At 67.8% G+C, this 23746-nt stretch carries 20 protein-coding genes and 1 pseudogene; 19 read left to right on the top strand and 2 right to left on the bottom strand.

All coding sequences use genetic code 11. The features are described 5' to 3' along the window. Positions 1-23: 23 nt before the first annotated feature. Positions 24-1316 (top strand): threonine synthase, encoded by a 1293-nt coding sequence (thrC, locus tag HMPREF3113_RS12455; RefSeq protein WP_070472994.1) that lies wholly within the window; start codon positions 24-26, stop codon positions 1314-1316. Between the two features lie 7 nt (positions 1317-1323). On the opposite strand, the gene HMPREF3113_RS12450 is transcribed toward thrC, so the two are convergent. Further along, positions 1324-2085: a Crp/Fnr family transcriptional regulator gene (locus tag HMPREF3113_RS12450; RefSeq protein WP_070472989.1), complete on the bottom strand. Its 762-nt coding sequence runs from the start codon at positions 2083-2085 to the stop codon at positions 1324-1326. 141 nt (positions 2086-2226) lie between these two features. On the opposite strand from HMPREF3113_RS12450, the gene hisS reads away from it, so the two are divergent. The 15 genes from hisS (at position 2227) to HMPREF3113_RS12375 (ending at position 16103) form a co-directional block, all read left to right on the top strand. Continuing rightward, positions 2227-3624: a histidine--tRNA ligase gene (gene hisS, locus HMPREF3113_RS12445; protein WP_070472985.1), complete on the top strand. Its 1398-nt coding sequence runs from the start codon at positions 2227-2229 to the stop codon at positions 3622-3624. Between the two features lie 11 nt (positions 3625-3635). Beyond that, positions 3636-3914, top strand: a complete 279-nt coding sequence (locus tag HMPREF3113_RS12440) for a hypothetical protein (protein WP_254427787.1) — start codon at positions 3636-3638, stop codon at positions 3912-3914. 170 nt (positions 3915-4084) lie between these two features. Further along, on the top strand, positions 4085-4405 hold the full coding sequence (locus tag HMPREF3113_RS12435) for a YerC/YecD family TrpR-related protein (RefSeq protein WP_070472979.1): 321 nt from the start codon (positions 4085-4087) through the stop codon (positions 4403-4405). A gap of 12 nt (positions 4406-4417) precedes the next feature. Beyond that, complete coding sequence (gene hisG, locus HMPREF3113_RS12430) at positions 4418-5329, top strand: ATP phosphoribosyltransferase (protein WP_070472973.1); 912 nt, start codon at positions 4418-4420, stop codon at positions 5327-5329. Next, positions 5326-6621, top strand: coding sequence for a histidinol dehydrogenase (gene hisD / locus HMPREF3113_RS12425; protein ID WP_070472970.1), 1296 nt, complete (start codon positions 5326-5328; stop codon positions 6619-6621). The genes hisG and hisD overlap by 4 nt, the downstream gene beginning before the upstream one ends. After that, the gene (gene hisC / locus HMPREF3113_RS12420) at positions 6618-7706 is read left to right on the top strand and encodes a histidinol-phosphate transaminase (protein ID WP_070472967.1); all 1089 of its coding nucleotides are present in this window, start codon (positions 6618-6620) and stop codon (positions 7704-7706) included. Before hisD ends, hisC begins: the two co-directional genes overlap by 4 nt. Further along, positions 7703-8776: a bifunctional histidinol-phosphatase/imidazoleglycerol-phosphate dehydratase HisB gene (hisB, locus tag HMPREF3113_RS12415; protein WP_070472965.1), complete on the top strand. Its 1074-nt coding sequence runs from the start codon at positions 7703-7705 to the stop codon at positions 8774-8776. Before hisC ends, hisB begins: the two co-directional genes overlap by 4 nt. After that, positions 8773-9375, top strand: a complete 603-nt coding sequence (hisH, locus tag HMPREF3113_RS12410) for an imidazole glycerol phosphate synthase subunit HisH (RefSeq protein WP_070472962.1) — start codon at positions 8773-8775, stop codon at positions 9373-9375. The genes hisB and hisH overlap by 4 nt, the downstream gene beginning before the upstream one ends. Then, complete coding sequence (gene hisA / locus HMPREF3113_RS12405) at positions 9372-10106, top strand: 1-(5-phosphoribosyl)-5-[(5-phosphoribosylamino)methylideneamino]imidazole-4-carboxamide isomerase (protein ID WP_070472959.1); 735 nt, start codon at positions 9372-9374, stop codon at positions 10104-10106. The genes hisH and hisA overlap by 4 nt, the downstream gene beginning before the upstream one ends. Further along, a complete protein-coding gene (hisF, locus tag HMPREF3113_RS12400; protein WP_070472955.1) occupies positions 10100-10876 on the top strand; it encodes an imidazole glycerol phosphate synthase subunit HisF in 777 nt (258 codons plus the stop codon). Before hisA ends, hisF begins: the two co-directional genes overlap by 7 nt. Position 10877: 1 nt before the next feature. Then, positions 10878-11504 (top strand): bifunctional phosphoribosyl-AMP cyclohydrolase/phosphoribosyl-ATP diphosphatase HisIE, encoded by a 627-nt coding sequence (hisIE, locus tag HMPREF3113_RS12395; RefSeq protein ID WP_172838084.1) that lies wholly within the window; start codon positions 10878-10880, stop codon positions 11502-11504. 93 nt (positions 11505-11597) lie between these two features. After that, positions 11598-13196, top strand: coding sequence for a calcineurin-like phosphoesterase C-terminal domain-containing protein (locus tag HMPREF3113_RS12390; RefSeq protein ID WP_070472953.1), 1599 nt, complete (start codon positions 11598-11600; stop codon positions 13194-13196). Between the two features lie 145 nt (positions 13197-13341). After that, the gene (locus HMPREF3113_RS12385) at positions 13342-14343 is read left to right on the top strand and encodes a glucokinase (RefSeq protein ID WP_070472950.1); all 1002 of its coding nucleotides are present in this window, start codon (positions 13342-13344) and stop codon (positions 14341-14343) included. A gap of 33 nt (positions 14344-14376) precedes the next feature. After that, positions 14377-15375 carry a glycosylasparaginase gene (locus tag HMPREF3113_RS12380; protein WP_070472947.1) on the top strand — a complete coding sequence of 333 codons (999 nt, stop codon included), beginning with the start codon at positions 14377-14379 and terminating at the stop codon, positions 15373-15375. Continuing rightward, positions 15372-16103 (top strand): copper homeostasis protein CutC, encoded by a 732-nt coding sequence (locus HMPREF3113_RS12375; RefSeq protein WP_070472944.1) that lies wholly within the window; start codon positions 15372-15374, stop codon positions 16101-16103. The genes HMPREF3113_RS12380 and HMPREF3113_RS12375 overlap by 4 nt, the downstream gene beginning before the upstream one ends. A 78-nt stretch (positions 16104-16181) precedes the next feature. Here the strand turns inward: HMPREF3113_RS12375 and HMPREF3113_RS12370 are convergent, their stop codons facing one another. Continuing rightward, on the bottom strand, positions 16182-19265 hold the full coding sequence (locus HMPREF3113_RS12370) for a TonB-dependent receptor (RefSeq protein WP_019182994.1): 3084 nt from the start codon (positions 19263-19265) through the stop codon (positions 16182-16184). Between the two features lie 683 nt (positions 19266-19948). Here HMPREF3113_RS12370 and HMPREF3113_RS12365 point away from each other — a divergent pair. The 3 genes and pseudogenes from HMPREF3113_RS12365 to HMPREF3113_RS18995 form a co-directional block, all read left to right on the top strand. After that, a complete protein-coding gene (locus HMPREF3113_RS12365; RefSeq protein ID WP_254665293.1) occupies positions 19949-22330 on the top strand; it encodes a GH92 family glycosyl hydrolase in 2382 nt (793 codons plus the stop codon). A 119-nt stretch (positions 22331-22449) separates the two neighbouring features. Continuing rightward, complete coding sequence (locus HMPREF3113_RS12360) at positions 22450-23493, top strand: LacI family DNA-binding transcriptional regulator (RefSeq protein WP_019182992.1); 1044 nt, start codon at positions 22450-22452, stop codon at positions 23491-23493. A 44-nt stretch (positions 23494-23537) separates the two neighbouring features. Beyond that, positions 23538-23746: pseudogene (locus HMPREF3113_RS18995) on the top strand (glucose/galactose MFS transporter); the annotation flags it as partial.

The following is a 23746-nucleotide window of genomic DNA, read 5'->3' as shown; positions in this document are numbered from 1 at the left end:
CTCTTTCTACTTTGGGATATCCGATGAAGTTCGTTTCCACGCGTCACGCCGCGCCCGCCGCCTCGCTCAGCCAGGCGCTCGCCGCCGGCCTTGCCCCGGATGGTGGTCTGTACGTTCCCGAACACCGCCCGCAACTGCAGAGCTGGTCAGCGCAGGGTTCCTTCGCACAGACCGCTGCGGCGGTACTGGCCCCGTATTTCCATGACGATGCCCTGGAGAGAGCACTGCCCGAACTGTGCGAGCAGGCCTTCGATTTCGATGCGCCACTGCGCCCCCTGGCGACCGCTGATGATCATGTGCTGGAGTTGTTCCATGGCCCGACGGCGGCGTTCAAGGATTTCGGTGCGCGCTTCCTCGCGGCGTGTCTTGCCCGCCTGCAGCAGGGCCGTGAGCGTCCGCTGACGATCGTGGTGGCGACCTCGGGCGATACCGGGGCGGCCGTTGCCGCGGCCTTTCATCGGCAGCCGGGGATCCGCGTCGTGGTGCTGTACCCGGATGGCCGCGTCTCGCCGCGCCAGGCGCATCAGCTGGGGTGCTTCGGCGACAACATCCACACACTGCGCGTCGCCGGGTCGTTCGACGATTGCCAGGCGATGGTGAAACAGGCGCTGGGCGATCGCGAGCTGCAGAACGCAGTGCCGTTGAGCTCGGCCAACAGCATCAGCCTGGGTCGCTGGCTGCCGCAGATGAGCTATTACGCCCATGCGGCCCTGGTGCATCAGGCGCAGACCGGCCACGTGCTCAATCTGGTGATTCCGACCGGCAACCTGGGCAATGCGATGGCGGCGATCCTGGCGCGGGCGATGGGCCTGCCGCTGGGGCAGATCGCGCTGGCGACCAATGCCAATGAGGTGTTGCCGCGCTATTTCCATGGCGAGGCCTACCAGGCACAAACCAGCGTGGCGACGATTGCCAACGCGATGGACGTGGGGGCGCCCAGCAATTTCGAGCGGCTGCGCTGGCTCTACAACGACGATGACGTGGCACTGCGGGGCGCGTTCACGGCCGAGGCCGTGGATGATGCGGCGATCCGCGAAGTGATCAAGCGGCGCCATGACCTGCATGGCGAGGTGTTCTGCCCGCATACGGCGACGGCGGTGGCGCGCCTGGAGCACCTGCGGGCCGCGGGCGCACAGGGGCATTGGGCGGTGGCGGCGACTGCGCACCCGGCCAAGTTCGAATCGGTGGTGGAGCCGTTGATCGGGCAGGTGCTGGACGTGCCGCCGGCCTTGGCCGCGCTGCTGGAGCGGCCCGCGCAGGCCGAAGCGTGCGCACCGGAGCATGGGGCGCTGCGTGAGGTGCTGTTACGCGGGTGAGGCGGGGTCAGTACGACTCGTCGGCCGACAGCTTCTGCAGGCCGGCTTCGTCCAGGATCTCGACGGTGTTCAGATGGGGCAGGGCGATCAGGCCCTGCTGGCGCAGCTTGGTGAAGGTGCGGCTGACGGTTTCCATGGTCAGGCCGAGATGGTCGGCGATGTCGCCGCGGCCCATCGGCAGGGTCACGCGCAGGCCCGGCTCACCGAGCAGCGCTTCGCGCGCGGCCAGGCGCAGCAGGAAATCGGCGACCTTCTCGGCCGGCTGCAGCCGGCCCAGCGCCATGGCGGCATCCTGCGCGGCATCCAGCTCCTGGCAGGCGCGTTGCAGCAGCTTGCGCTCCAGGTGCGGGAAGCGCGAGCGCAGGTCCTTCATCTGCGGCAGGGCCACGCGGCAGACCCGGCTGTCGGCGATGGCCTCGATGTCATAGCGGTGGTGATCGCTGCCGCTCAAGCCCAGGAAGTCGCCGGGCAGCACGAAACCGCTGATCTGGCGGCGGCCATCGGCCAGCGTGCGGACCAGGCGCAGCGCACCGGCCGTAATCGTATAGACATGTTGGCGTGGCTCACCCGCACGGGCCAGGGTGGACCCCAGCGGCAGTGCCTGGGACACGGTGACCCGCTCCAGCGCCTGCACTTCATCCGGCGACAGCGCCGAGCAGACCGCCAGGTGCCGTACCGAGCAATGCAGGCAGTCGCGCAGCGGCGAGCAACCGGGGGCGGCGGTGTCTTCAACAGCGGAAAGCGCGGTACCGGAGTGGGGCCGGGTCATGTCAGGTCAGCAAGCGGGACCTGCCTATGATACGTCATGCCGCCATTGGCCCGGTCCCGATGCCCGGATGCGGCTCGTTGCGCTGGCTGCGGCTAGAATATGCCGCTCGCTCATCCCCCCGTTTCCGCAGGAGTCCCGCAAGTGATCAAGCCCCGTACGCCGCCCGGCATCATGGAATTGCTGCCGCGCGAGCAGATCGCGTTCCAGCGCATGCTGGACGTCATCCGCCGCAACTACGAGCGGTTCGGGTTCCTGCCGGTGGAAACCCCGGTGTTCGAGCTGTCCGATGTGCTGTTGACCAAGTCCGGCGGTGAAACCGAGCGCCAGGTGTATTTCGTGCAGTCCACCGGCGCATTGGCAAACGCGGCCGAAGCCGGCGACAAAACGCTGCCCGAGCTGGCCCTGCGCTTCGACCTGACCGTGCCGCTGGCCCGCTACGTGGCCGAGCACGAGCACGACCTGACCTTCCCGTTCCGTCGTTACCAGATGCAGCGCGTGTACCGCGGCGAGCGTGCCCAGCGCGGTCGCTTCCGCGAGTTCTACCAGTGCGACATCGATGTGATCGGCAAGGACGCGCTGAGCATCCGCTATGACGCCGAAGTCCTGGCGGTGATCCATGCGGTCTTCGCCGAGCTCAGCATCGGCGCCTTTAGTATCCAGCTCAACAACCGCAAGCTGCTGCGCGGCTTCTTTGAAAGCCTGGGCGTGGCTGATGGCGAGCGCCAGCTGGCGGTGCTGCGCGAAGTGGACAAGCTGGACAAGCGCGGCCCCGACTACGTGCGCGAGACGCTGGTGGGCGAAGGCTTTGAGATCCCGGCCGAGCAGGTCGAGCGGATCCTGGCCTTCGTGGCGGTCCGCTCCAGCGGCCACGCCGACGCGTTGGCCCAGCTGGACGCGCTGCTGGCCGATCCGGCTGCCAGCGAGACGCTGAAGGTGGGCGTGGCCGAACTGCGCGAAGTGCTGGAGCTGGTCAAGGCGCTGGGCGTGCCGGAAACCGCGTACTGCCTGAATTTCTCCATCGCGCGCGGCCTGGATTACTACACCGGCACCGTGTACGAAACCACCCTGACCGACCACCCGCAGATCGGCTCGATCTGCTCCGGTGGCCGTTACGAAGACCTGGCCAGCCACTACAGCAAGTCCAAGCTGCCGGGCGTGGGCATCTCCATCGGCCTGACCCGTCTGTTCTGGCAGCTGCGCGAAGCCGGCCTGATCGCCGGGATTGAAGACAGCAGCGTGCATGCGCTGGTGGCGCTGATGGACGACGCCAGCCTGCCGCAGTCGCTGGATATCGCCCGCCGCCTGCGCGCCGGTGGCATCAACGCCGAAGTGCAGATGGAGCCGAAGAAGATCGGCAAGCAGTTCCAGTACGCGGCCAAGGCCGGTATTCGTTTCGTCGTGCTGGCCGGTGACGACGAGCTGGCGCGTGGCGTGGTCGCGGTCAAGGATCTGCTGCGCGAGCAGCAGTTCGAGGTCTCGCGCGAGGAACTGGCCAGCACCCTGCAGGTGGAACTGGAGCAGGCCAAGGTCATGCCGTGAGGCGGCTGGGGGTGGCGGCAACGCTGCTGCTCCTGCTGACCGCGTGCCGGACCGATCCTGCGCTGCATGGCCAGCGGATCGGTCCGGGCCAGTACCGGCTGACGGTCGACCGCTGCCACGTGATCGACCGGGAGCAGCTGCAGCGTGACCTGCGCGGATTGGCCGGGAAAAAGTGCCCGGACGGGGCAGGGGAGCTGGAAACCATCCATTCCATCCCGAGCCGCCAGGGCAGCCTGTTCGGCGAGTGCCTGCGCAGCGGCGCCCTCCGCGCCGAGGTAACGTGCCGGTAGGTACCGACCGTTGGTCGGTACGCCGTTGAACGCCCGATACCCAAAACAAACGCCCGCTCCGCGGGCGTTTTTCGTTCCCGCCCCTGAACCAACCTGATCCGAGCAGCCACCCGGTTTGACCCTGGAGCTTCGTTTGCGCTAATGTAATAGCACGCTATTACATTGATACGATGAAACTACGCCCCGCCCCCCGAGAAAAAGATGCCCAGGCCGATCTGGCCTGCCTGGCTGCGGCCTTCGCCGCGCTGTCCAGCGCCGAACAGGTCACCGCATTCCTGCGCGACCTGTGCACCCCGGCCGAGCTGGAGGCGCTGTCGGACCGCTGGAAGGTGGTGCCGCTGCTGCAGCAGGGCGTGCCGTATCGCGAAATCCACGAACTGACCGGCGTCAGCGTGACCACCACCGGGCGCGTGGCGCGTTCGCTGGAGCATGGCCACGGCGGCTATGCCGCCGCCATTGCCGCCACGCCGTCCTCCCCCGAATCCGAGTAAGTGAGCCTCCCCATGAGTGCAACCCAGACCGCCCCGGCACGTGACCGGCTGCGTATCGCCATCCAGAAGAACGGGCGGCTGGCCGAGCCCGCCCGCAGCCTGCTGACCGCCTGCGGGCTGAGCTGGCGGCAGAGCCGCGACAAGCTGTTCTGCTACGGCGAGTCGCTGCCGGTGGACCTGCTGCTGGTCCGCGATGACGACATCCCCGGCCTGATCGCCGATGGCGTTTGCGATTTCGGCATCGTCGGCCGCAACGAGCTGGACGAGCAGGGCGCCGCCCGCCGCCGGACCGGCCTGCCGGATGCCTACCAGGCGCTGCGCGGGCTGAACTTCGGCCAGTGCCGGTTGATGCTGGCGGTGCCGGAGGAATGGGAATGGACCGGCGTCGAACAGCTGGCCGGCAAGCGCATCGCCACCAGTTACCCCGCGATCCTGGCCGACTGGCTGGCCGAGCGTGGCGTGGATGCGCAGGTGGTCGAGCTGTCCGGATCGGTCGAAATCGCCCCGCGCCTGGGCACCGCCGACCTGATCTGCGATCTGGTCTCCAGCGGCGCCACCCTGGCCGCCAACCAGCTCAAGCCGGTCGAAACCCTGCTGGAAAGCGAGGCGGTGCTGGCCGGCCCGGTCCGCACGCCCGATGACGCCCGCGCCGGTCTGATGGCGATGCTGCTGCGTCGCCTTGATGGCGTGGTGAACGTGCAGGACAGCAAGCTGCTGATGTTCCGCGCCGCGCTGGACCGGGTCTCCGAGTTGACCCGCCTGCTGCCCGACGCCGATCCGCTGGTGCAGTTGCCCGATGACGGCGGCCACCTGCGTTTGCAGACCATGTGCCACGGTGCGTTGACCTGGCAGCGGTTGGAGGACCTGGAGCGCGCGGGTGCGCAGGGCTTGATGGTATTGAGTGTGGAGCGGTCGCTGGCATGAATCGTTTGACGTGGTCCCAATTGGATGCCGGCGCCCAGGCGCAGGCGCTGCAACGCCCGGTCCAGGCCGTTGCGGCGCGCACCCGTGAGTCGGTCGCGGCCCTGATCGCCGCGGTACGCGAAGGCGGCGATGCCGCGCTGCGCGAGATCACCCTGCGCTTTGACGGGGTGGCGCCGGATACCTTCGAGGTGAGCGAGGCGGAATTCGCTGCCGCCGAGCAGGCCGTCTCGGCCGAGCTGCGCCAGGCGATGATCGATGCGGCCGCGCGCATCCGTACCTTCCACCAGGCCGGAATGACCCAGGGCTATGCGGTCGAGACCGCGCCCGGCGTGCGTTGCGAACGCGTGGTGCGGCCGATCGGTCGGGTGGGTCTGTATGTGCCGGCCGGCAGCGCGCCGTTGCCGTCCACCGCGCTGATGCTGGGGGTGCCCGCACAGCTGGCCGGCTGCCGGGAAGTCGTGTTGTGCACGCCGCCACGCAAGGACGGCAGTGCCGATCCGGCCGTGCTGGTGGCCGCACGCCTGACCGGCGTGCACCGCGTGTTCAAGCTGGGCGGTGCCCAGGCGATCGCGGCGATGGCGTATGGCACTGACAGCGTGCCGGCGTGCGACAAGCTCTATGGCCCGGGCAATAGTTACGTGACCGAAGCCAAGCAGCAGGTCGCCCAGGACGGTGCCGCGGCGATCGACATGCCGGCCGGGCCGTCCGAAGTGCTGGTGATTGCCGATGCGGGTGCCACGCCGGCGTTCGTCGCCGCCGATCTGCTATCGCAGGCCGAGCACGGCCCGGATTCGCAGGTGCTGCTGCTGACCGACGACGCGGCGATGGTGGACCGGGTCGAGGCGGCGGTTGAAGCGCAGCTGGCGCAGCTGTCGCGTGCGGAAATCGCCGCGCAGGCGCTGGCGTCCTCGCGCCTGATCCTGGTCGATTCGCTGGACGACGCCTTCGCGATCAGCAACCGGTATGCGCCGGAGCACCTGATCCTGGCGCTGCGCGAGCCGCGCGCGTGGTTGGACAAGGTGGAAGCGGCCGGGTCTGTGTTCCTGGGCGACTACACCCCCGAAGCGCTGGGCGACTACTGCAGTGGCACCAACCACGTGCTGCCGACCGCCGGCGCTGCCCGCGCTTACAGCGGGGTCAGCGTGGCCAGCTTCCAGAACCTGATCAGCGTGCAGTCGGCCACGGCCGCTGGCATCGCAGCGATCGGCGAGTGTGCCCGCGTGCTGGCACGCGCCGAAGGCCTGGACGCCCACGAAAACGCGGTGACGCTGCGCATGGAGGCGGCCGCATGAGCACTGCCTCCATCCTGTCCCTGGTGCGTGCCGACCTGCAGGCGTTTGCGGGGTATTCCTCGGCGCGCAGCAGTGCGCTGGTCGGCGATGTCTGGCTCAACGCGAATGAATCGGCTTGGGCCAATCCGGCCGACGCCGCCGGTGGGGCGCGCCGCTATCCCGACCCGCAGCCAGCGGCGCTGCGTGATCGCCTGGCCGAGCTGTACGGCTGCTCGTCCGAACAACTGCTGATCGGCCGCGGCAGCGACGAGGCCATCGATCTGCTGGTACGCGCGCTGTGCGAGCCGGGCCGCGATGCGGTGGTGACCACGCCGCCGGTGTTCGGCATGTATGCCGTCTGCGCGCGCCTGCAGAACGCGCCGTTGATCGAGGTGCCGCTGGTCGATCAGGGCGATGCGCTGGTCGCCGATATCGATGCCGTCATTGCCGCGGCGCTGTCGGGCAACGCCAAGCTGGTGTTCCTGTGCTCGCCGTCCAATCCCGCGGGCAGCGTGATCACCTTGGCCGAGATCGAGCGGGTGGCCACGGCATTGCAGGGCAGGGCGCTGGTGGTGGTGGATGAGGCCTACGGGGAGTACGCCGAGCAACCGACCGCAACTACGCTGTTGAGCCGTTACGAGAACATCGCCGTGCTGCGCACGCTGTCCAAGGCGCATGCGCTGGCGGCCGCCCGCATTGGCAGCCTGATCGCCGATGCCGCGCTGATCCAGCTGCTGCGCCGCTGCCAGGCGCCATACCCGGTGCCCGCGCCCTGTGCCGAGTTGGCATTGGCCGGTCTCGGCGCCGAGAGCCTGGCCGTGACTACCCGGCGCATCGCGCAGATCAAAGCCGAACGTACCCGCCTGCAGTCCGGCCTGGCCGCGCTGCCCGGTGTGGTGCGTGTCTATCCCTCGCAGGGCAACTACCTGCTGGTCCGCTTTGCCGATGCACAGGGTGCCTTCGACGCGTTGCTCGCCGCCGGTGTGGTGGTGCGTGACCAGCGGGCTGCACCCCAGCTTGGCGATGCGCTGCGCATCACCATCGGCAGCCCCGAGCAGAATGACCGTGTACTTGCCGCCCTGATGGCCCGGAGGGCTGCCGCATGACCCCGATTCTGTTCGTCGACCGCGACGGCACCCTGATCGAAGAGCCCGCCGATTTCCAGATCGACGCCTACGAGAAGCTGCGCTTCGTGCGCGATGTGATCCCGGCGATGCTCAAGCTGCGCGATGCGGGCTATCAGTTCGTGATCGTCAGCAACCAGGATGGCCTGGGCAGCGAAGGCTATCCGCAGGCCAGCTTCGATGGCCCCAACGACCTGATGCTGCAGATCTTCGCCAGCCAGGGCATCACCTTCCGTGACGTACTGATCGACGGCACCTGGCCGCAGGACAACGCACCGACCCGCAAGCCGGGCATCGGCCTGATGCTGCCGTATCTGCAGGACCGCAGCATCGACTGGGCACGCTCGGCGATGGTGGGCGACCGCCTGACCGATATCCAGTTCGCCGAGAACATGAAGATCCGCGGTTTCCAGCTGCGCACCGAGCAGTTTGGCGGCGACTGGGACTGGACCTCGATCGCGCATGAGCTGGCCGATGCGCCGCGCCGCGCCACCGTGCAGCGCAATACCAAAGAAACGAAGATCCGGGTTGACGTCGATCTGGACCGCACCGCCGAGCCGCAGACCCACACCGGGCTGCCGTTCTTCGATCACATGCTGGAGCAGATCGGCAAGCACGGCGGCTTCGCACTGAGTGTGCAGGCCGAGGGCGACCTGCACATCGATGAGCACCACACCATTGAAGACACCGGCCTGGCGCTGGGCCAGGCCCTGCGCGAGGCACTCGGCGACAAGCGTGGCATCGGCCGTTACGGCTTCACCCTGCCGATGGACGAGACCCTGGCCAGTGCCGCGCTGGATTTCAGCGGCCGCCCGTATTTCGTGTTCGAAGGCGAGTTCAAGCGCGAGCGCGTGGGTGACATGCCGACCGAGCTGGTGCCGCACTTCTTCCGCTCGCTGTGTGATGCGGCTGGGTTGAATCTGCACCTGAGCGTGCGCGGCGACAACGACCACCACAAGGTCGAGGCCTGCTTCAAGGCGCTGGCGCGCGCGCTGCGCCAGGCCTTGCCGCGGCAGGGCACCGCGCTGCCGAGCACCAAGGGGGCACTGTGACCGAGGTTGCGCTGATCGATGCGGGTGGAGCCAACCTCGGTTCGGTCCGCTATGCGCTGGAACGGCTGGGCGTGCAGGTGCGGCTGGTGCGCGATGCGCAGGGGCTCGAAGGTGTCTCGCGGGTGATCCTGCCCGGCGTCGGCGCGGCCCCGCACGGCATGGCGCGTCTGCATGCGCAGGGTCTGGTGCAGCCGCTGCGCGAGCTGCAGGTACCGCTGCTTGGGATCTGCCTGGGCATGCAACTGCTGTTCGATGGCTCTGAAGAGGGCCATGTCGAATGCCTGGGCCTGTTGCCCGGGGTCGTTCGCCACCTGCGTCCTGCCACCGGCATCCGTGTGCCGCACATGGGCTGGAACCGGCTGCTGCCCCTGCGCGAGTCGCCGTTGCTGGCCGGTGTGCCGGCACGCGCCAGTGCCTACTTCGTGCACAGCTATGCGGCACCCTTGGGCGAAGACACCGTGGCGGCCTGCGATCACGGCGGGCTGTTCGCGGCGGTCGTGCAGCGCGGCCGGCACAGTGGCGCCCAGTTCCACCCGGAGCGCTCGGCCGATACGGGCGCGCGCATCCTGCGCAACTTCATCGAGAACGAACCCACATGAGTTTCATCGTCTATCCCGCCCTGGACATCCGCGAAGGCCGTGTAGTGCGGCTGCTGCAGGGCGATTACGCGCGGCAGACCACCTACGGCGATGACCCGCTGCCGCGCGCGCAGGCCTTTGCCGCGGCCGGCGCAAGCTGGATGCACCTGGTGGACCTGGATGCGGCCCGGGCAGGCGGTTACACGCTGGCGCCGCTGCTGGCTGCGATCGCGGCGCAGACCGGCCTGAAGGTGCAGACCGGCGGCGGCGTGCGCTCGCGCGATGATGTCGCCCGGATTCTTGATGCCGGTGCGGCCCGGGTGGTCGTCGGCTCGGTCTCGGTGCGCGAGCCGGACACGGTGATCGGCTGGCTGCGCGAGTTCGGTCCGGACCGGCTGACCATCGCACTCGATGCCCGCCAGGCCGAGGACGGCCGCTGGCTGTTGCCGGTGCATGGCTGGACCGAGACCGCCGAGGACACGCTGGAGGCGCTGGCCCAGCGCTACGCCGAGGCCGGCATGCAGCACCTGCTGTGTACGGATATCGCGCGCGACGGCATGCTGTCCGGGCCGAACATCGAGCTTTACCAGCACTTGGCGCGGCTGTTGCCCGGCGTGGCGGTGCAGGCCTCCGGCGGTGTGCGCGATGCCCAGGACGTGGCCCAGGCCAAGGCCGTCGGCTGTGGCGGCGCGATCCTCGGCAAGGCGCTGCTGGAAGGGCGCATGACCCTGGAAGGAGCGCTGGCATGCTGAGCCGCCGCCTGATTCCGTGCCTGGACGTGCGCGATGGCCGCGTGGTCAAGGGCGTGCGCTTCCGCGACCACGTGGACATGGGCGATATCGCCGAGCTGGCGATGCGTTACCGCGACCAGGGCGCCGATGAACTCGTGTTCTACGACATCGGCGCCAGCCCGGAAGGGCGCGCGGTGGACGTGGCCTGGATCGAGCGCATCGCGCGCCTGATCGACATTCCGTTCTGCGTGGCTGGCGGCATCAGCGATGTGGAGACCGCGCGGCGCGTGCTGCATGCCGGTGCCGACAAGATCTCGATCAACTCCCCGGCGCTGGGCCGGCCGGAACTGATTGAGGAACTGGCCGATGCGTTCGGTGTGCAGTGCGTCGTCGTTGGTATCGATTCGGTACGTGAGCCGGATGGCGAATGGCGGGTGCGCCGGTTCAGTGGCGACCCGGACAAGACCCAGGCGGTGGCCGTACGCACGCTGGACTGGCTGGTGGAGGCGCAGCGCCGCGGCGCCGGCGAGATCGTGCTGAACTGCATGGACAGTGACGGCGTGCGCCGCGGCTACGACGTGGCCCAGCTGCGCCAGGCGCGTGCGCTGTGCCAGGTGCCGCTGATCGCCTCCGGCGGTGCTGGCGAGATGCAGCACTTCGCCGATGTGTTCGACCAGGCCGACGTCGATGGTGCGCTGGCTGCCAGCGTCTTCCACAGTGGCGCCATCGCCATTCCCGCGCTCAAGCAGTTCCTGCGCGAGCAGCAGATCGAGGTTCGAGATGTCTATTGAGGTGAATTCCATCGACGTGCGGCCGTCGCGCGAGGCGTTGGCGCAGCTGGACTGGGGCAAGGGCGATGGCCTGCTGCCGGTGGTGGTGCAGGACACGGATACGCTGCGCGTGTTGATGCTGGGCTATGCCAATGCGGCCTCCCTGGAGCAGACCCTCGCCACGGGCCAGATGACCTTCTTCAGCCGCAGCAAGCAGCGGCTGTGGACCAAGGGCGAGTCCTCCGGCAACGTGCTGGCGGTGACCGCCATACGGATCGACTGCGACAACGACACTGTGCTGGTCAGTGCGCGCCCGGCCGGCCCCACCTGTCATACCGGCAGCGAGAGCTGCTTCCCGCAGGCGCCGGGCAACTTCCTGGGCCGGCTGGATACCGTGGTGCGCGAGCGCGAGCAGCAGCGCCCGGCTGGCAGCTACACCACCTCGCTATTCGATGGCGGTACCCGCCGCATCGCGCAGAAAGTGGGGGAGGAGGGGGTGGAGACGGCGCTGGCCGGCGTGGCGCAGGATGACGAGGCGCTGCTCGGCGAGTCGGCCGACCTGCTGTTCCACCTCACCGTGCTGCTGCGGGCGCGCGGCCTGTCGCTGGACGACGCGGTCGCGGTGCTGGCGGCGCGCCACGCCGGGTAGGGCAGGGCTGCACATCGTTTAACGTCGGTGAAACGCGGTGCAGGCGATGATGTGCGGCTCTACAATTCCCCACCCCCGACCGGACCACCCCCGATGACCCGTACTGCCGCCTGGCTGGCTTGCCTGCTGTTGATGACTTCGCCTGCCTGGGCTGCTGAAACGACCGTTACCGGAAAGGTGTATCAGGAGCGCGACGGCAAGCCGGGCCGCGGCCCGACCGATCCCGGCCTGGCCGGTGTGCAGGTTTCCAACGGTGAAACGATCGTGCGCACCGCCGCCGATGGCAGCTACAGCCTGCCGGTGCGCGAGGGCCAGACGGTGTTCGTGATCAAGCCGGACGAGTACCGTTTCCCGGCCGCTGCCAACGGACTGCCGTCCTACTGGCGCCACTATGCGCCGCAGGGCTCGCCGAAGCTGAAGTACGACGGCATCCGTGCCACCGGCGGTGCCACCCGCAACTGGGATTTCGCGCTGGAGCCGGCCAAGGGCACCGATGCCGCGCGCAACGGCTTCGAGATGCTGGTGTTCACCGATTCGCAGACCGCCAGCCGCCAGGACATCGGCTACTACCAGCGCGCCATCGTCGAGCCGATCATCGGCAAACACCCGGCGCGACTGGGCACGACCCTGGGCGACATCGTCAATGACGACCTGAGCCTGTACCCGGACATCAACAAGGTCACCGCGCAGCTGCAGGTGCCGTGGTTCCACGTGCCGGGCAACCATGACCTGGACATGGACGCCGGCAACGATGCGCACTCGCTGGACAGCTGGCGCGCCGTGTACGGCCCGGATACCTATGCGGTCGAAGAGGGGGGCGCGAGTTTCGTGTTCCTCGATGACGTGGTCTACGACCCCAAGGCCAAGCCGAGCTACGTGGGCGGCCTGCGCGCGGACCAGTTCACCTTCCTCGGCAATTACCTCAAGGGCCTGCCGCGTGATCGGCTGATCGTGCTCGGCATGCACATCCCGCTGTTCGATGCGGCACCCGGCCGGGAGACGTTCCGCCATGCCGATCGCACGCGCCTGTTCGCGCTGCTGAAGGACTTCCCGAACGTGCTGGTGCTCAGCGGCCACAGCCACACCCAGCAGCACTACTACCACGGCGCGGCCGAAGGCTGGCAGGGCAGCAAGCCGCTGCACGAGTACAACGTGGGCGCGGCCTGCGGGGCATTCTGGTCGGGCGTGAAGGACAGCAGCGGCATCCCCGACGCAACCATGAGCGATGGCACCCCGAACGGCTATGCGGTGCTGTCGGTCAAGCCCGGTGGCGACTACGGCCTGCGCTATTACGTGGCGCGTGCACCGGACGATTACCAGATCGCACTGCATGCGCCGAAGGTGCTGCGCCACGGCGCGTATCCGGCGTGGGGCGTGTACGCCAACGTGTTCATGGGCCAGGCCGATTCGCTGGTGGAGTACCGCGTGGACGATGGCGCCTGGCAGCCGATGAAGCGTGTCGAGCAGCCCGATCCGCGGCTGCTGCAGGAGAACGTCGCCGACGATACCGCCGAGCGCCTGCGCGGTTTCGACCGCTCGCCGGAAGCCACGCCGTCGCCGCACCTGTGGCGCGGCGCGCTGCCGACCAACCTGCCGGTAGGCGAGCACAAGGTGGAGGTGCGTGCCGTGCAGGGCGATGGCCCGACGGCCACGGCCAGCACCAGCTACCGCCTGCAGACCGCCAAGCCCTGATCACGGCGCCGTGGGTTCAGTACGGCGCTGTATGGCGCAGGCGGCTTTGCATTCCCCCGGCGATGCCTGAGAATCGCCGGGATTCAATCGATTCAACCAAGGCAAGCGAGTGAGCGCAGCGGTACCGGTTCCGGCTCAACCTGATGTGGCGCGGACGGCGGCCCCGCGGGATTCCCTCCCTGACACGCTGATCGTGGCCGATGTCGGCGGTACCTTCGCCCGCGTCGCGTTGGCCAGCGTGCGCGCTGGTGCAGCGCCACAGCTGAGCGGTCTTCAGCGCTATGCCTGTGCCGAGCACCCCAGCCTGGCCGCGATCCTGACCGATTTCATCGCGACGCTGCCCGCCGCGCCGGACAATGCGGTGGTGGCGATTGCCGGCCTGCTGGACGGCGATCACCTGGTCAACACCAATCTGCCGTGGCCGGTCTCGGTCGCGCAGACCCGTCATGATTCGGGGCTGGCTTCGCTGGCGCTGATCAACGATTTCGAAGCAGTGGCCTACGCGATTCCGCACGTAGCGCCGGAGTCCATGGTGGCCCTAAATGGCGATCCCGGCGCGGCACCGCGCTTCCCGGCATTGGTGCTGGGGCCGGGCACCGGGCTGGGCGCGGCACTGCGCTTTGAAGGCGGCGAGCGGCCGGTGCTGGCCAGTGAAGCCGGCCATGCCGCGTTGAATGCCTGCAATCCGTTGGAGCTGGAGGTGCTCTCGCGCCTGCTGCAGCGCTGGGACCACGTGGACAACGAGCGCGTGCTGTCCGGTGGCGGGCTGATGAACCTGTATCCCTGCCTGTGCGATATCCGTGGCGTCACACCGCACTGGACCAGCACCGAGGCACTGATCGCCGCCGCGCACGAGGGCGTGGATCCGGTGGCGGTGGAAACGCTGGAGGTGTTCTGCGCCTGGCTTGGCAGCCTGGCCGGCGACCTGGCCACCACCTTTGGTGCGCGCTCGGTCTATCTGGCGGGCGGCATCTCCACGCGGGTGGATCGCTTCCTGCGTGATGGCCGTTTCCGCGCGCGTTTCCTGGCCAAGGGCGTGATGCACGAGGTGCTGCGCCAGGTGCCGATCTGGCGGGTGGACCACGGCGAGCTGGGCGTTCTTGGCGCGGCGGTCTGGCACGCGGAACATCGCTGTATCGTCGTGTAATTCTTTCCTTGCCCGTTCGCTGGAGACCTACCCATGACTGACCGCAGGCGATTTCTCCAGGCCGGTGCCCTGGCCGCTGGCGCCCTCGCACTGCCGACGCTGCAGGCGCGTTCCGCCGCCGGTGCGCGGGTGGTGTCCACCTGGGATTTCGGCGTAGGGGCCAACCAGGTCGCCTGGAAAACGCTGTCGGCCGGTGGTTCGGCGCTCGATGCCGTGGAAGCCGGTGCGCGCTGGGCCGAGATTGATCTGTGCAATCCCACGGTCGGGCGCTGCGGCAATCCCGATCGTGATGGCGTGCTGAGCCTGGATGCCAGCATCATGGATGGCGATGGTCGCTGTGGTTCGGTGGCGGCGCTGAGTGATATCGCGCACCCGGTATCGGTGGCACGGCGGGTGATGGAGCAGACCCCGCACGTGATGCTGGTCGGCGAGGGCGCGCAGCAGTTCGCCGTGCAGCAGGGCTTTGAGCGGAAGAAGCTGCTCACCCCGGAAGCCGAGAAGGCCTGGCGCGAGTGGCTCAAGACCGCGCAGTACACCCCCGAGATCAATGCCGAGCGGCGCAGCCGCCCCGGTGACAGCAGCAACCACGACACGCTGGGCATGCTCGCCATCGATGCCCAGGGGCGTCTGGCCGGTGCCTGCACCACCAGTGGCATGGCCTGGAAGATGCACGGCCGCGTGGGCGACAGCCCGATCATCGGGGCGGGCCTGTACGTGGACAACGAGGTCGGTGCCGCCACCGCTTCGGGCGTGGGTGAGGAAATGATCCGCAATGCGGCCTCGTTCCTGGTGGTCGAGTTGATGCGCCAGGGTCGCTCGCCGGCCGAGGCCTGCCGCGAGGCGATCGCGCGGGTGGTGCGCAAGCGCCCCGAGGCGAGCAGGACCCTGCAGGTCTGCTTCCTCGCCTTGAACAAGCACGGCGAAGTGGGTGCCTACGCACTGCACCGCGGTTTCGTCTACGCGGTCTGCGACAAGGACCGGCAGGACGATCTGCGTGATTCCGCTTCGGTGTACACGAGCGAGCAGACGTGAGCGCGCCGCGCCGGCTGCTGGAGATCGCCTCGAATTCGGTGGCCTCCGCCCTGGCGGCCCAGCACGGCGGGGCGGATCGGGTCGAACTGTTCGACAACCTCGCCGAGGGCGGCACGACCCCGTCGCAGGGCAGCATCGCGGTCGCCCGTGAGCGCCTGCAGATTCCCCTGTTCGTGCTGATCCGGCCGCGTCCCGGCGATTTCCTCTACACCGCGCTGGAGGCCGAGATCATGCTGCGCGATATCGCGTACTGCCGTGCGCTCGGCTGCGACGGTGTGGTGATCGGCGCTCTGGATGCCGACGGTGGCATCGACATGGCGTTGTGCCGGGAACTGGTGTCCGCAGCAGGCCCACTCGGCATCACCTTCCACCGTGCCTTCGATGCGGCGCGTGATCTGCCGGCGGCACTGGAGCAGATCGTGACGCTGGGCTGCCAGCGCATCCTGAGTTCGGGCGGGCAGGCCAGTGCGCTGGCCGGTGCCGATGTGCTGGCCGCCCTGGTGGCGCAGGCAGGCGACCGCATCTCACTGATGGCTGGTGCGGGAATCACGGCGGCCAACGCCGTGGAGGTCGCCGAGCGCAGTGGGTGCACCGAACTTCACGCCTCTGCGAAGACGACGCAGCCCTCGGCGATGCGTCACCACAATCCCGCCCTGATGGGACTGTCACCGGACTGGACCGCCACCGACGTGGCGCAGGTCAACGCACTGCGCGCGGCGCTGGATTAAAAAAAACGGCAGCCGCCTGTACAAGCGCAGCTGCCGTGGAGGACCGTTGCCCCGCCCGGAGGCGGGGGCGGGTAACGCTTAGAACTTCCAGTTCACGCCGAAGTACAGCTGGCGGCCGGTGTAGGTGTTGGACACCAGGCGGGCTTTGGTGTCGTTGCCCAGATGGATGCGCTGCTCGGACTTGGTCGCGTTCAGCACCGAGGCGGTGAAGGTCAGCGCTTCGGTGAAGTTGTAGGCCACGTTGAGATCCAGCTGGTCGTACGGTTCGGAGTACTGGCTCATGCCGTTGACCGGACCGCCCACGACTTCACCGCGGCGGTTGTACGACGCGCGTGCCAGGAACTTCTCGTTCTCGTAGAAGAGGGTCACGTTGGCCTGGTTCTTGGCGCTGCCCACCAGCGGCGAGGAACCGATCTCTTCGCCATCGAGCACGATGGCGGCCAGGTTGGTGTCGTTGTAGGTGTAGTTGGCCTGGATGCCGAAGCCCGTGTCGAAGGTGTACTGACCGTACAGCTCCACGCCCTGCGAGACGCCATCGCGGCCGTTGGCCTGGGTCTCGTACTTCTGCACCGTGACCGTTTCGCCACCGACATTCATCTGCTGGTCGCGGACCACCGGCACCGTGAAGTTGTCCACGTTCTTGCGGAACAGGCCCAGGCCCGCTACCGCGCCGGGCTTGAAGTACCACTCCAGGCCGACGTCGAACTGGGTCGCTTCGAACGGTTCCAGGTTCTTGTTGCTGCCATAGCCGTACCAGCCGGGCGTGTCGGTACCACCGGCGACACGACGGTCGTTGCTGTACTCCTCGCTGATGTAGTTCAGCGCACCCGGCGCAGCGATGCTGGTGTAGCTCGGGCGTGCGATGACCTTGGAGGCCGCACCGCGCAGCACCAGCGTATCGGTGATGTCCCAGGCGATGTTGAAGCTCGGCAGGAAGTCCGTGTAGGTCTTGTCCATCGAGGTGAAGGCGTACGTTTTCTCGCGGGCCAGGCCATCCGGGAGGCGCACGAAGCCGCTCTGGCAGACATAGCCGGTATTGGAGGCGATCAGCGGCGCGGCAGCAGGATCGTTGCAGCCCATCGGCGAGCCGGCGGCGTTGTCCTGGAAGTAGTCGTTGAACTTCTCGACCGAGTCACTGGATTCGGCGAACTGCTTGGTCCGGACCACGCGCACGCCGACGTTGCCGCGCACGCGCTCGGTACGGAAGTTGGCCTGGAAGTAGCCCGAGTAGATCTTCTCGTTGACGTTGTAAACGAAGTCCTCTTCCTTGCGGCTGTGCGATCCGCCGTACTTTTCGTTGAGGTAGTTGATGTAGGCCGGGTAGTTGATGCCCGGGAACACGTTGGCGTTGAAGCCGCCGGCGATGTTGCTGATCGGGTTGGACAGGAAGAAGCCCGGCTGGGCGACACCGGCGGTGGCATCGCAACCGGCCTGGTAACGGTTGTTGTCGTAGTCGGCCGGATCCTTGCCCTGGCACACCCAGTAGGTGTTGCCGGTATTGCGGTGCACATCGCCGTCGCGGTACTTGGCACCGAACTGGATGGAGTCCAGCCAGCCGCTTTCAAACAGCTTGGTGAAGTCGGCCTGGAAGTAGTTCTGCTTGACCTCGGTCTGCATCCACGACGAGCCGGTCGAACCGGTGTCGATCTCGGCGATGCCGGCCATCAACTGGTCCTGCAGGTTCGGCGAGAAGGTGGCGCTCGGCGTACCGGTCAGATCCCATGCGCTGTAGGTGTTGCCGGACTGCCACACACCGTCGACCTGGCGGCGCGGCTTGGCGGACATGCCGAAGTTCATCGACGGGCCACCTTCGGACCAGGTGCGGCCACCGGTGAAGGAGGCCTTCCACAGCGGGCTGATATCCCACTCGACGGTCAGGTCGCCGGTCTGCGAGAGCGCCTTTTCCTTGCTGTAGGTACCGGTCAGCTGCGGGGTGGGGATGGTGCAGTCGTCCGGACCCCAGCCGCCCGGCGCCATGCCGGCGGCAGCAGCCTGTTCTTCGCTGCAGTAATACGTCTTGCCGGCCAGCTTTTCGTACTGCGCGCCGGTCACGATGCTGCCGGAGGGGTCGAAGTTCAGCCCGTTGAGCAGGCGGCCGCCGTCCCAGTTGCCGTCGCCGTTGAAGCGGGCGAGGTTCCATTCCGGGATCTTCAACATGTTCTGGGTGTAATTGCCTTCCAGCTCGAAGCGGAAGTAATTGGCGGTCAGCGTCAGGTTGTCGGTCGGCTTGAACTGGAAGGTCAACTGGCCACCGGTGCGCTCGCGCTTTTCTTCCTTGACGGCGAAGTTCACCGAGGTCGGCATGAAGAATTCGCTGTAGTTGCGCCCGCTCTGGTCATTGAAGCCGGACTGGCCCCACCAGTAGTGGATACCGTCCTGCAGCTGCGGATTGCCGTAGGCATCCACCGCGTCGGTACCGTTGCCGTACCACTGGTAGTCCTCGGTGCTCGCCTGCATGGTACGGCTGGTGCGGGTCTGCTTGGTCGCGCCGACCAGCACGCCGAAGCGCTCATCCTTGCTGTGCCAGGAGTACAGCGCCGACGTCTGCGGATCCACGTCGTGGCTGGTGTCCGAGGAGGTGCCCTCCAGGTTCACGTAGCCGGAGTTGGCTTCCATGTCGAGCGGGCGACGCGTGTGCAGGATCACGGTGCCGCCGATGCCGCCTTCATCCAGGCGGGCCTCTGGCGATTTGAACAGCTCGGCGCTGGAGAGCATGTTGGCCGGCAGCAGCGTGTAGTTGAACGAACGGGTGGCCTCGTTGTTGGTTTCCGAGGTCGCCACGTAGTTGCCGTTCAACTGGGTCAGGGTCAGGTCCGGAGCGAGGCCGCGCACACTGACGGTCTTGCCTTCGCCACCGCTGCGCTCGATGACCACGCCAGGCACGCGCTGCAGCGCGTCGGCGACGTTCTTGTCGGGGAACTTGCCCACGTCCTCGGCGGTGATGACTTCCACCACGGCGTTGGCGTCGCGCTTCTGCTGCAGACTCTTTTCGATGGCGTAGCGGTAGCCGGTGACGGTCACGCTGTCGAGCGTGGTGGCATCGGGTGTACCCGTGGCCGGGGTGGCTTGCTGCGCGAGCGCGGCCGGCACGACGGCCGTGGCCAACGCGCTGGCAATGGCCGCGGACAACGCAACGCGGCGGTGCATGCGTGACATCTTCATTCCACTCTCTCCCTCTCCTGGATTGAAACGGTGGCGATACGAATTCTTTGAATCGATCTAATGGGTGGAGCCAAATTATCTCGAGCGTCGAGTTGCCTGGCGCGTCCCGCATGCATCGCGTGGGGCAGTCCCCCGGCTCCCCACTTCCGGCAATCGTGACCGTTTTAAGTTGGATCGATCTAAACGATTGGCGGGGGATTTTTAGCACGACCGCGCGAGGGAAGCATGCTGCTCCGCAATATGGACGCGGGGCGTGCTTTCGCTTGACCCCGGCCGATCCCGCGATGTTGCTGGGTCCGGGGCTTCAGCCCGCTATATCGGCCGATGGGACGGAATGTCGGCCCCCGGCACCGGGCACTGCCAGGCACTGCGCAGGCTCGGGCAGGGCGGGGTGCTGGCGATCGGTCCTCGATGTTGCAGCGCAGAATGCATCGATTGAAATTCCCGTGCTTTACTTAAATCGATCTAAATTCACCGGGGTGTGGATTGGGTCGCCCAGTCCAGGGAATTAGAGGCGCCCGCCGCCACTGGTTCGCGCTGCCGCCACGTCCGCCAAGGAGTCCGTGTCCGTGACCCGTCTTTCTCACCGTCCTTCCGTCGTTTCCGCCGCCGGCGCCATCCCGGCCCGCCGCCGCCCGCTCGCCGGCCTGGCCTGCCTGCTGGCGCTGAGCTGCGCGCCGCTGATGCTGCAGGCCGCGCCCGCCGCGCCCGCCGCGCTGGAGCGCGAGGTCAACACCTTCATCGGCAGCAAGGACGATGGCAATACGTTCCCGGGTGCCTCGGCGCCGTTCGGCCTGATCCAGGTCAGCCCGATCGGTGAGCACTACGCCGGGTGGCGCTACGACGATCCGAAGATCCGGGGTTTCGGGCATTCCTTCCTCTCCGGTGCGGGCTGCTGGGAGCAGGGCGGCCAGGTCTCGGTCCTGCCGGTGACCGGCAGCATCGGCCCGGGCGGCGACTTCAATACCGACGACGCCAAGAGCTTCGATCACAAGCGCTACGCCTCCAGCTATACCCACGACGGGGAAGTCGGGCAGGCGGGCTACTACAAGGTGCGCCTGACCAACTACGGCGGCATCGATGCCGAAGCCACCGCACGCACCCGTGCCGCGGCCGAGCGTTACACCTTCGCCGCCGATGCAGGCACCGGCCACGTGCTGGTGAACCTCGGCCAGGCCAACGAGCGCCATTCGGTGATCGGCAGCGTGGTCGATGTGGTCGGCGACCGCGCCGTGGAAGGCAAGCTGGTCACCAAGAGCTTCTGCGGTGGCCATCAGTACACCACCTGGTTCCGCATCGAGTTCGACCGCCCGTTCAAGTCGTTCGGCACCTGGGGCGAGGGCGGTGGCCTGCCCGGCGCCCGCCATGGCATGGAAGGCGAGCTCAAGCCGAGTGGCGCCTGGCTCAGCTTCGACCTGGGCAAGGGCCGCGCGGTGACCGCGGTCAGCGCGATCTCCCACGTGGATGCCGAAGGCGCGCGCGCCAACCTGCGCAGCGATGGCATGCAGGGCGACCGCCTGCTTGCTTTCGACCAGATGCGGCAGATGGCACAGCAGCAGTGGCGCAAGGAACTGGCGGCCGTGCGTGTGCAGGGCGGCAGCAACGATGACCGTACCGTGCTCTACACCGCGCTGTACCACGCGCTGCTGCAGCCACTGACCGGCAGCGATGCCGACGGCCGTTACCGTGGCTACGACGACAACATCCATCGCGCTGACGGCTGGACCTACTACGAGTACTTCTCGCTGTGGGATACCTACCGCGCGCAGAACCAGTGGCTGGCCCTGACCAAGCCGGAGGTCGCGCGCGACATCGGCCGCACGCTGCTGGCCATCGAGGCGCAGGGCGGTTGGCTGCCGCGCTGGGGCTATGCCAACTTCGAAACCAACGTGATGACCGGTGATCCGGTGACGCCGTTCCTGGTCGACCTGTGGCGTTTCGGCGCGCTGGCCGGCCGCGAGGGCGAGGCCTACACCGCGCTGCGCAAGAACGCGTTCGAAGTGCCGCCGATGAACTCGCGTCATGCGGGCCGTTCGGGCAACCCCAGCTACCTGGCCAACGGCTACGTGCAGTACGACCGCGCCTTCCCCTCCAAGAGCATGGACGTGGACCCGCACCACGGTGGCTCGGCAACGCTGGAGTACGCACTGGCCGACTGCGCGCTGGCACAGATGGCCGATGGCCTCGGCCATGCCGCCGATGCCGGCGTGCTGCGTGAGCGCGGCCGCAACTGGCGCAAGGTGTGGGACCCGTCGGTGCGTGACGAGGAGGGCGATTTCAACGGCTTCCCGCGGCCGCGCATGGAGGATGGCGCGTGGTACCTGCCGGCCGATGGCAAGTACAGCCCGCGCTCGCACCATGGCTTCCATGAAGGCACTGCGTGGCAGTACCAGTGGCTGGCGCAGCAGGACGTGCCGGGCCTGGTCCAGGCCATGCATGGCCGCGAGCAGGCCGCTCGCCGCCTGGACACGTTCTTCGCCTACGACGCGCTGGTGACCTCGCCGCTGACCGCCGCACGCAAGGAATGGGTGGTTGGCCCGTACAGCTACTACAACCAGTACCGCTACAACCCGAACAACGAGCCGGACCTGCATGCGCCGTGGATGTACACGCTGATCGGCCAGCCGTGGAAGACCGCCACCGTGGTGCGCGCCGCGCAGCAGCTGTTCACCAACGCGCCCAACGGGGTCACCGGCAACGATGACCTGGGCACGATGTCGGCCTGGTACCTGTTCAGCGCGCTCGGCCTGTACCCGGCCGTGCCGGGCAGCGGCGAGTTCCTGCTGCATACCCCGCGCTTCGCCCGCGCCGAGATCGATCTGGGCCAGGGCAGGACGCTCACCCTGAAGGCACCGGGCGCCGACGGCCGCAAGCTGCAGTACGTCCAGAATGTCCAGGTCGATGGCCGCGCGCATGCGCCGGTGTGGCTGGACTGGGCGCAGCTGCAGCGCGGTGGCACCATCGCCTTCGCGCTGGGCGGCACCGCGCCGGAGAACGGCTGGGGCACCCAGGCCGAGGCGCTGCCGGCCTCGTTCTGCGCCACCCCGGGCGCGGTGCTCGAATGAGCCACGCACCGGCCCGTGCCGTGGCCAGCCCATCGGGGCTGACCGCCGGCACGGGGCACGGACCGCTGGTCAATGCGATCGTTTAGGCTTGCACCTTGCTTGAGGAACCCGACTACCCGATGAAAGACAAGGCCACCCCCGCCGGCAAAGGCACGCGCGCGGTCACCGTGACCGACATCGCCGAAGCGATCGGCGTGTCGCGCGCGACCGTCTCGCTGGTGTTGCGTGGCAGCCCGCTGGTGAATGTCGACACCCGTGCCAAGGTGGAGGCCGAACTGCGGCGCCAGCGCTATGTCTACAACCGTGGCGCGGCCAATCTGCGCCGGCGTACCTCGTCCAGCGTGGCGCTGGTCATCAACGACCTGTCCAACCCGTTCTTCGCCGAGTTCGCCTCCGGGGTGGACGAAGCGCTGGGCGGCAAGGGCTTCGTGACCCTGCTTGGCAGCACCGGTGAATCGCCGGAGCGGCAGCAGGCAGTGCTGACCACGTTGATGGAGCACATGCCGGCCGGGCTGATCCTGTCGCCCGCCGAAGGCAGCGATGCCGGGCAGCTGCGCCAGGTGCTCGGGCACGCCAACGTGCTGCTGTTCAACCGCGAGCTGCCCGGTGCCGACTGGGACTTCCTGACCCTGGACAACCAGCAGGGTGCCTATCTGGCCACGCGGCATCTGATCGAGCAGGGCCACCGCCGCATCGCGTTCTATGGCGGTCATGCGGTGTCCAGTTCCTGCCATCAGCGCCGCACCGGCTATGCGCAGGCCCTGGTGGAAGCCGGCATGCCGGTGCAGCCGGAGTGGCTGATCGAAACCTCGCCCAGCCGCCTGGATGCGGCCGCGCGCACCGGCGAGCTGTTCGCGCTGGATGCCGTGCCGACCGCAGCGGTCTGCTACAACGACAGCGTCGCGCTGGGTCTGATGCTGGGCCTGGCATCGCGTGGCGTGCAGCCGGGCCGCGATTTCGCGGTGACCGGTTTCGATGATATTTCCGAGGCCTCGGTGGCATCGCCGCCGCTGACCACGCTGACCGTCAACCCGCGCGAACGCGGGCGACAGGCAGCCGAACTGCTGCTGCTGCGTCTGGATCATCCCGACGCCGCACCGGCCCGTACCGTTGCACCGGTCCAGCTCCGCGTTCGCGAGAGCAGCGGCGCGATGACTGTCTGATGGCTCCCCCAATCACCTGCTCGCGCACTGAGGCGCGTACCTGAATGCCCATCTCTCCAACGCCCCGCCTCCCATCCTCATCCTCCGCCGCGCCCGTGGTGAACACGCGCGTTGCGCTGGCCGTGGCGACCACGATCTTCTTCATGTGGGGCTTCCTCACCTGCCTCAATGACATCCTGATCCCGCATCTGAAGGCCGTGTTCGATCTGACCTACGCCCGCGCGATGCTGGTGCAGTTCACCTTCTTCGGCGC

It is taken from the genome of Stenotrophomonas sp. HMSC10F06 (assembly GCF_001807865.1).
Lineage (GTDB): Bacteria > Pseudomonadota > Gammaproteobacteria > Xanthomonadales > Xanthomonadaceae > Stenotrophomonas > Stenotrophomonas bentonitica_A.
This window is presented reverse-complemented; position numbering and strand designations above follow the sequence as displayed.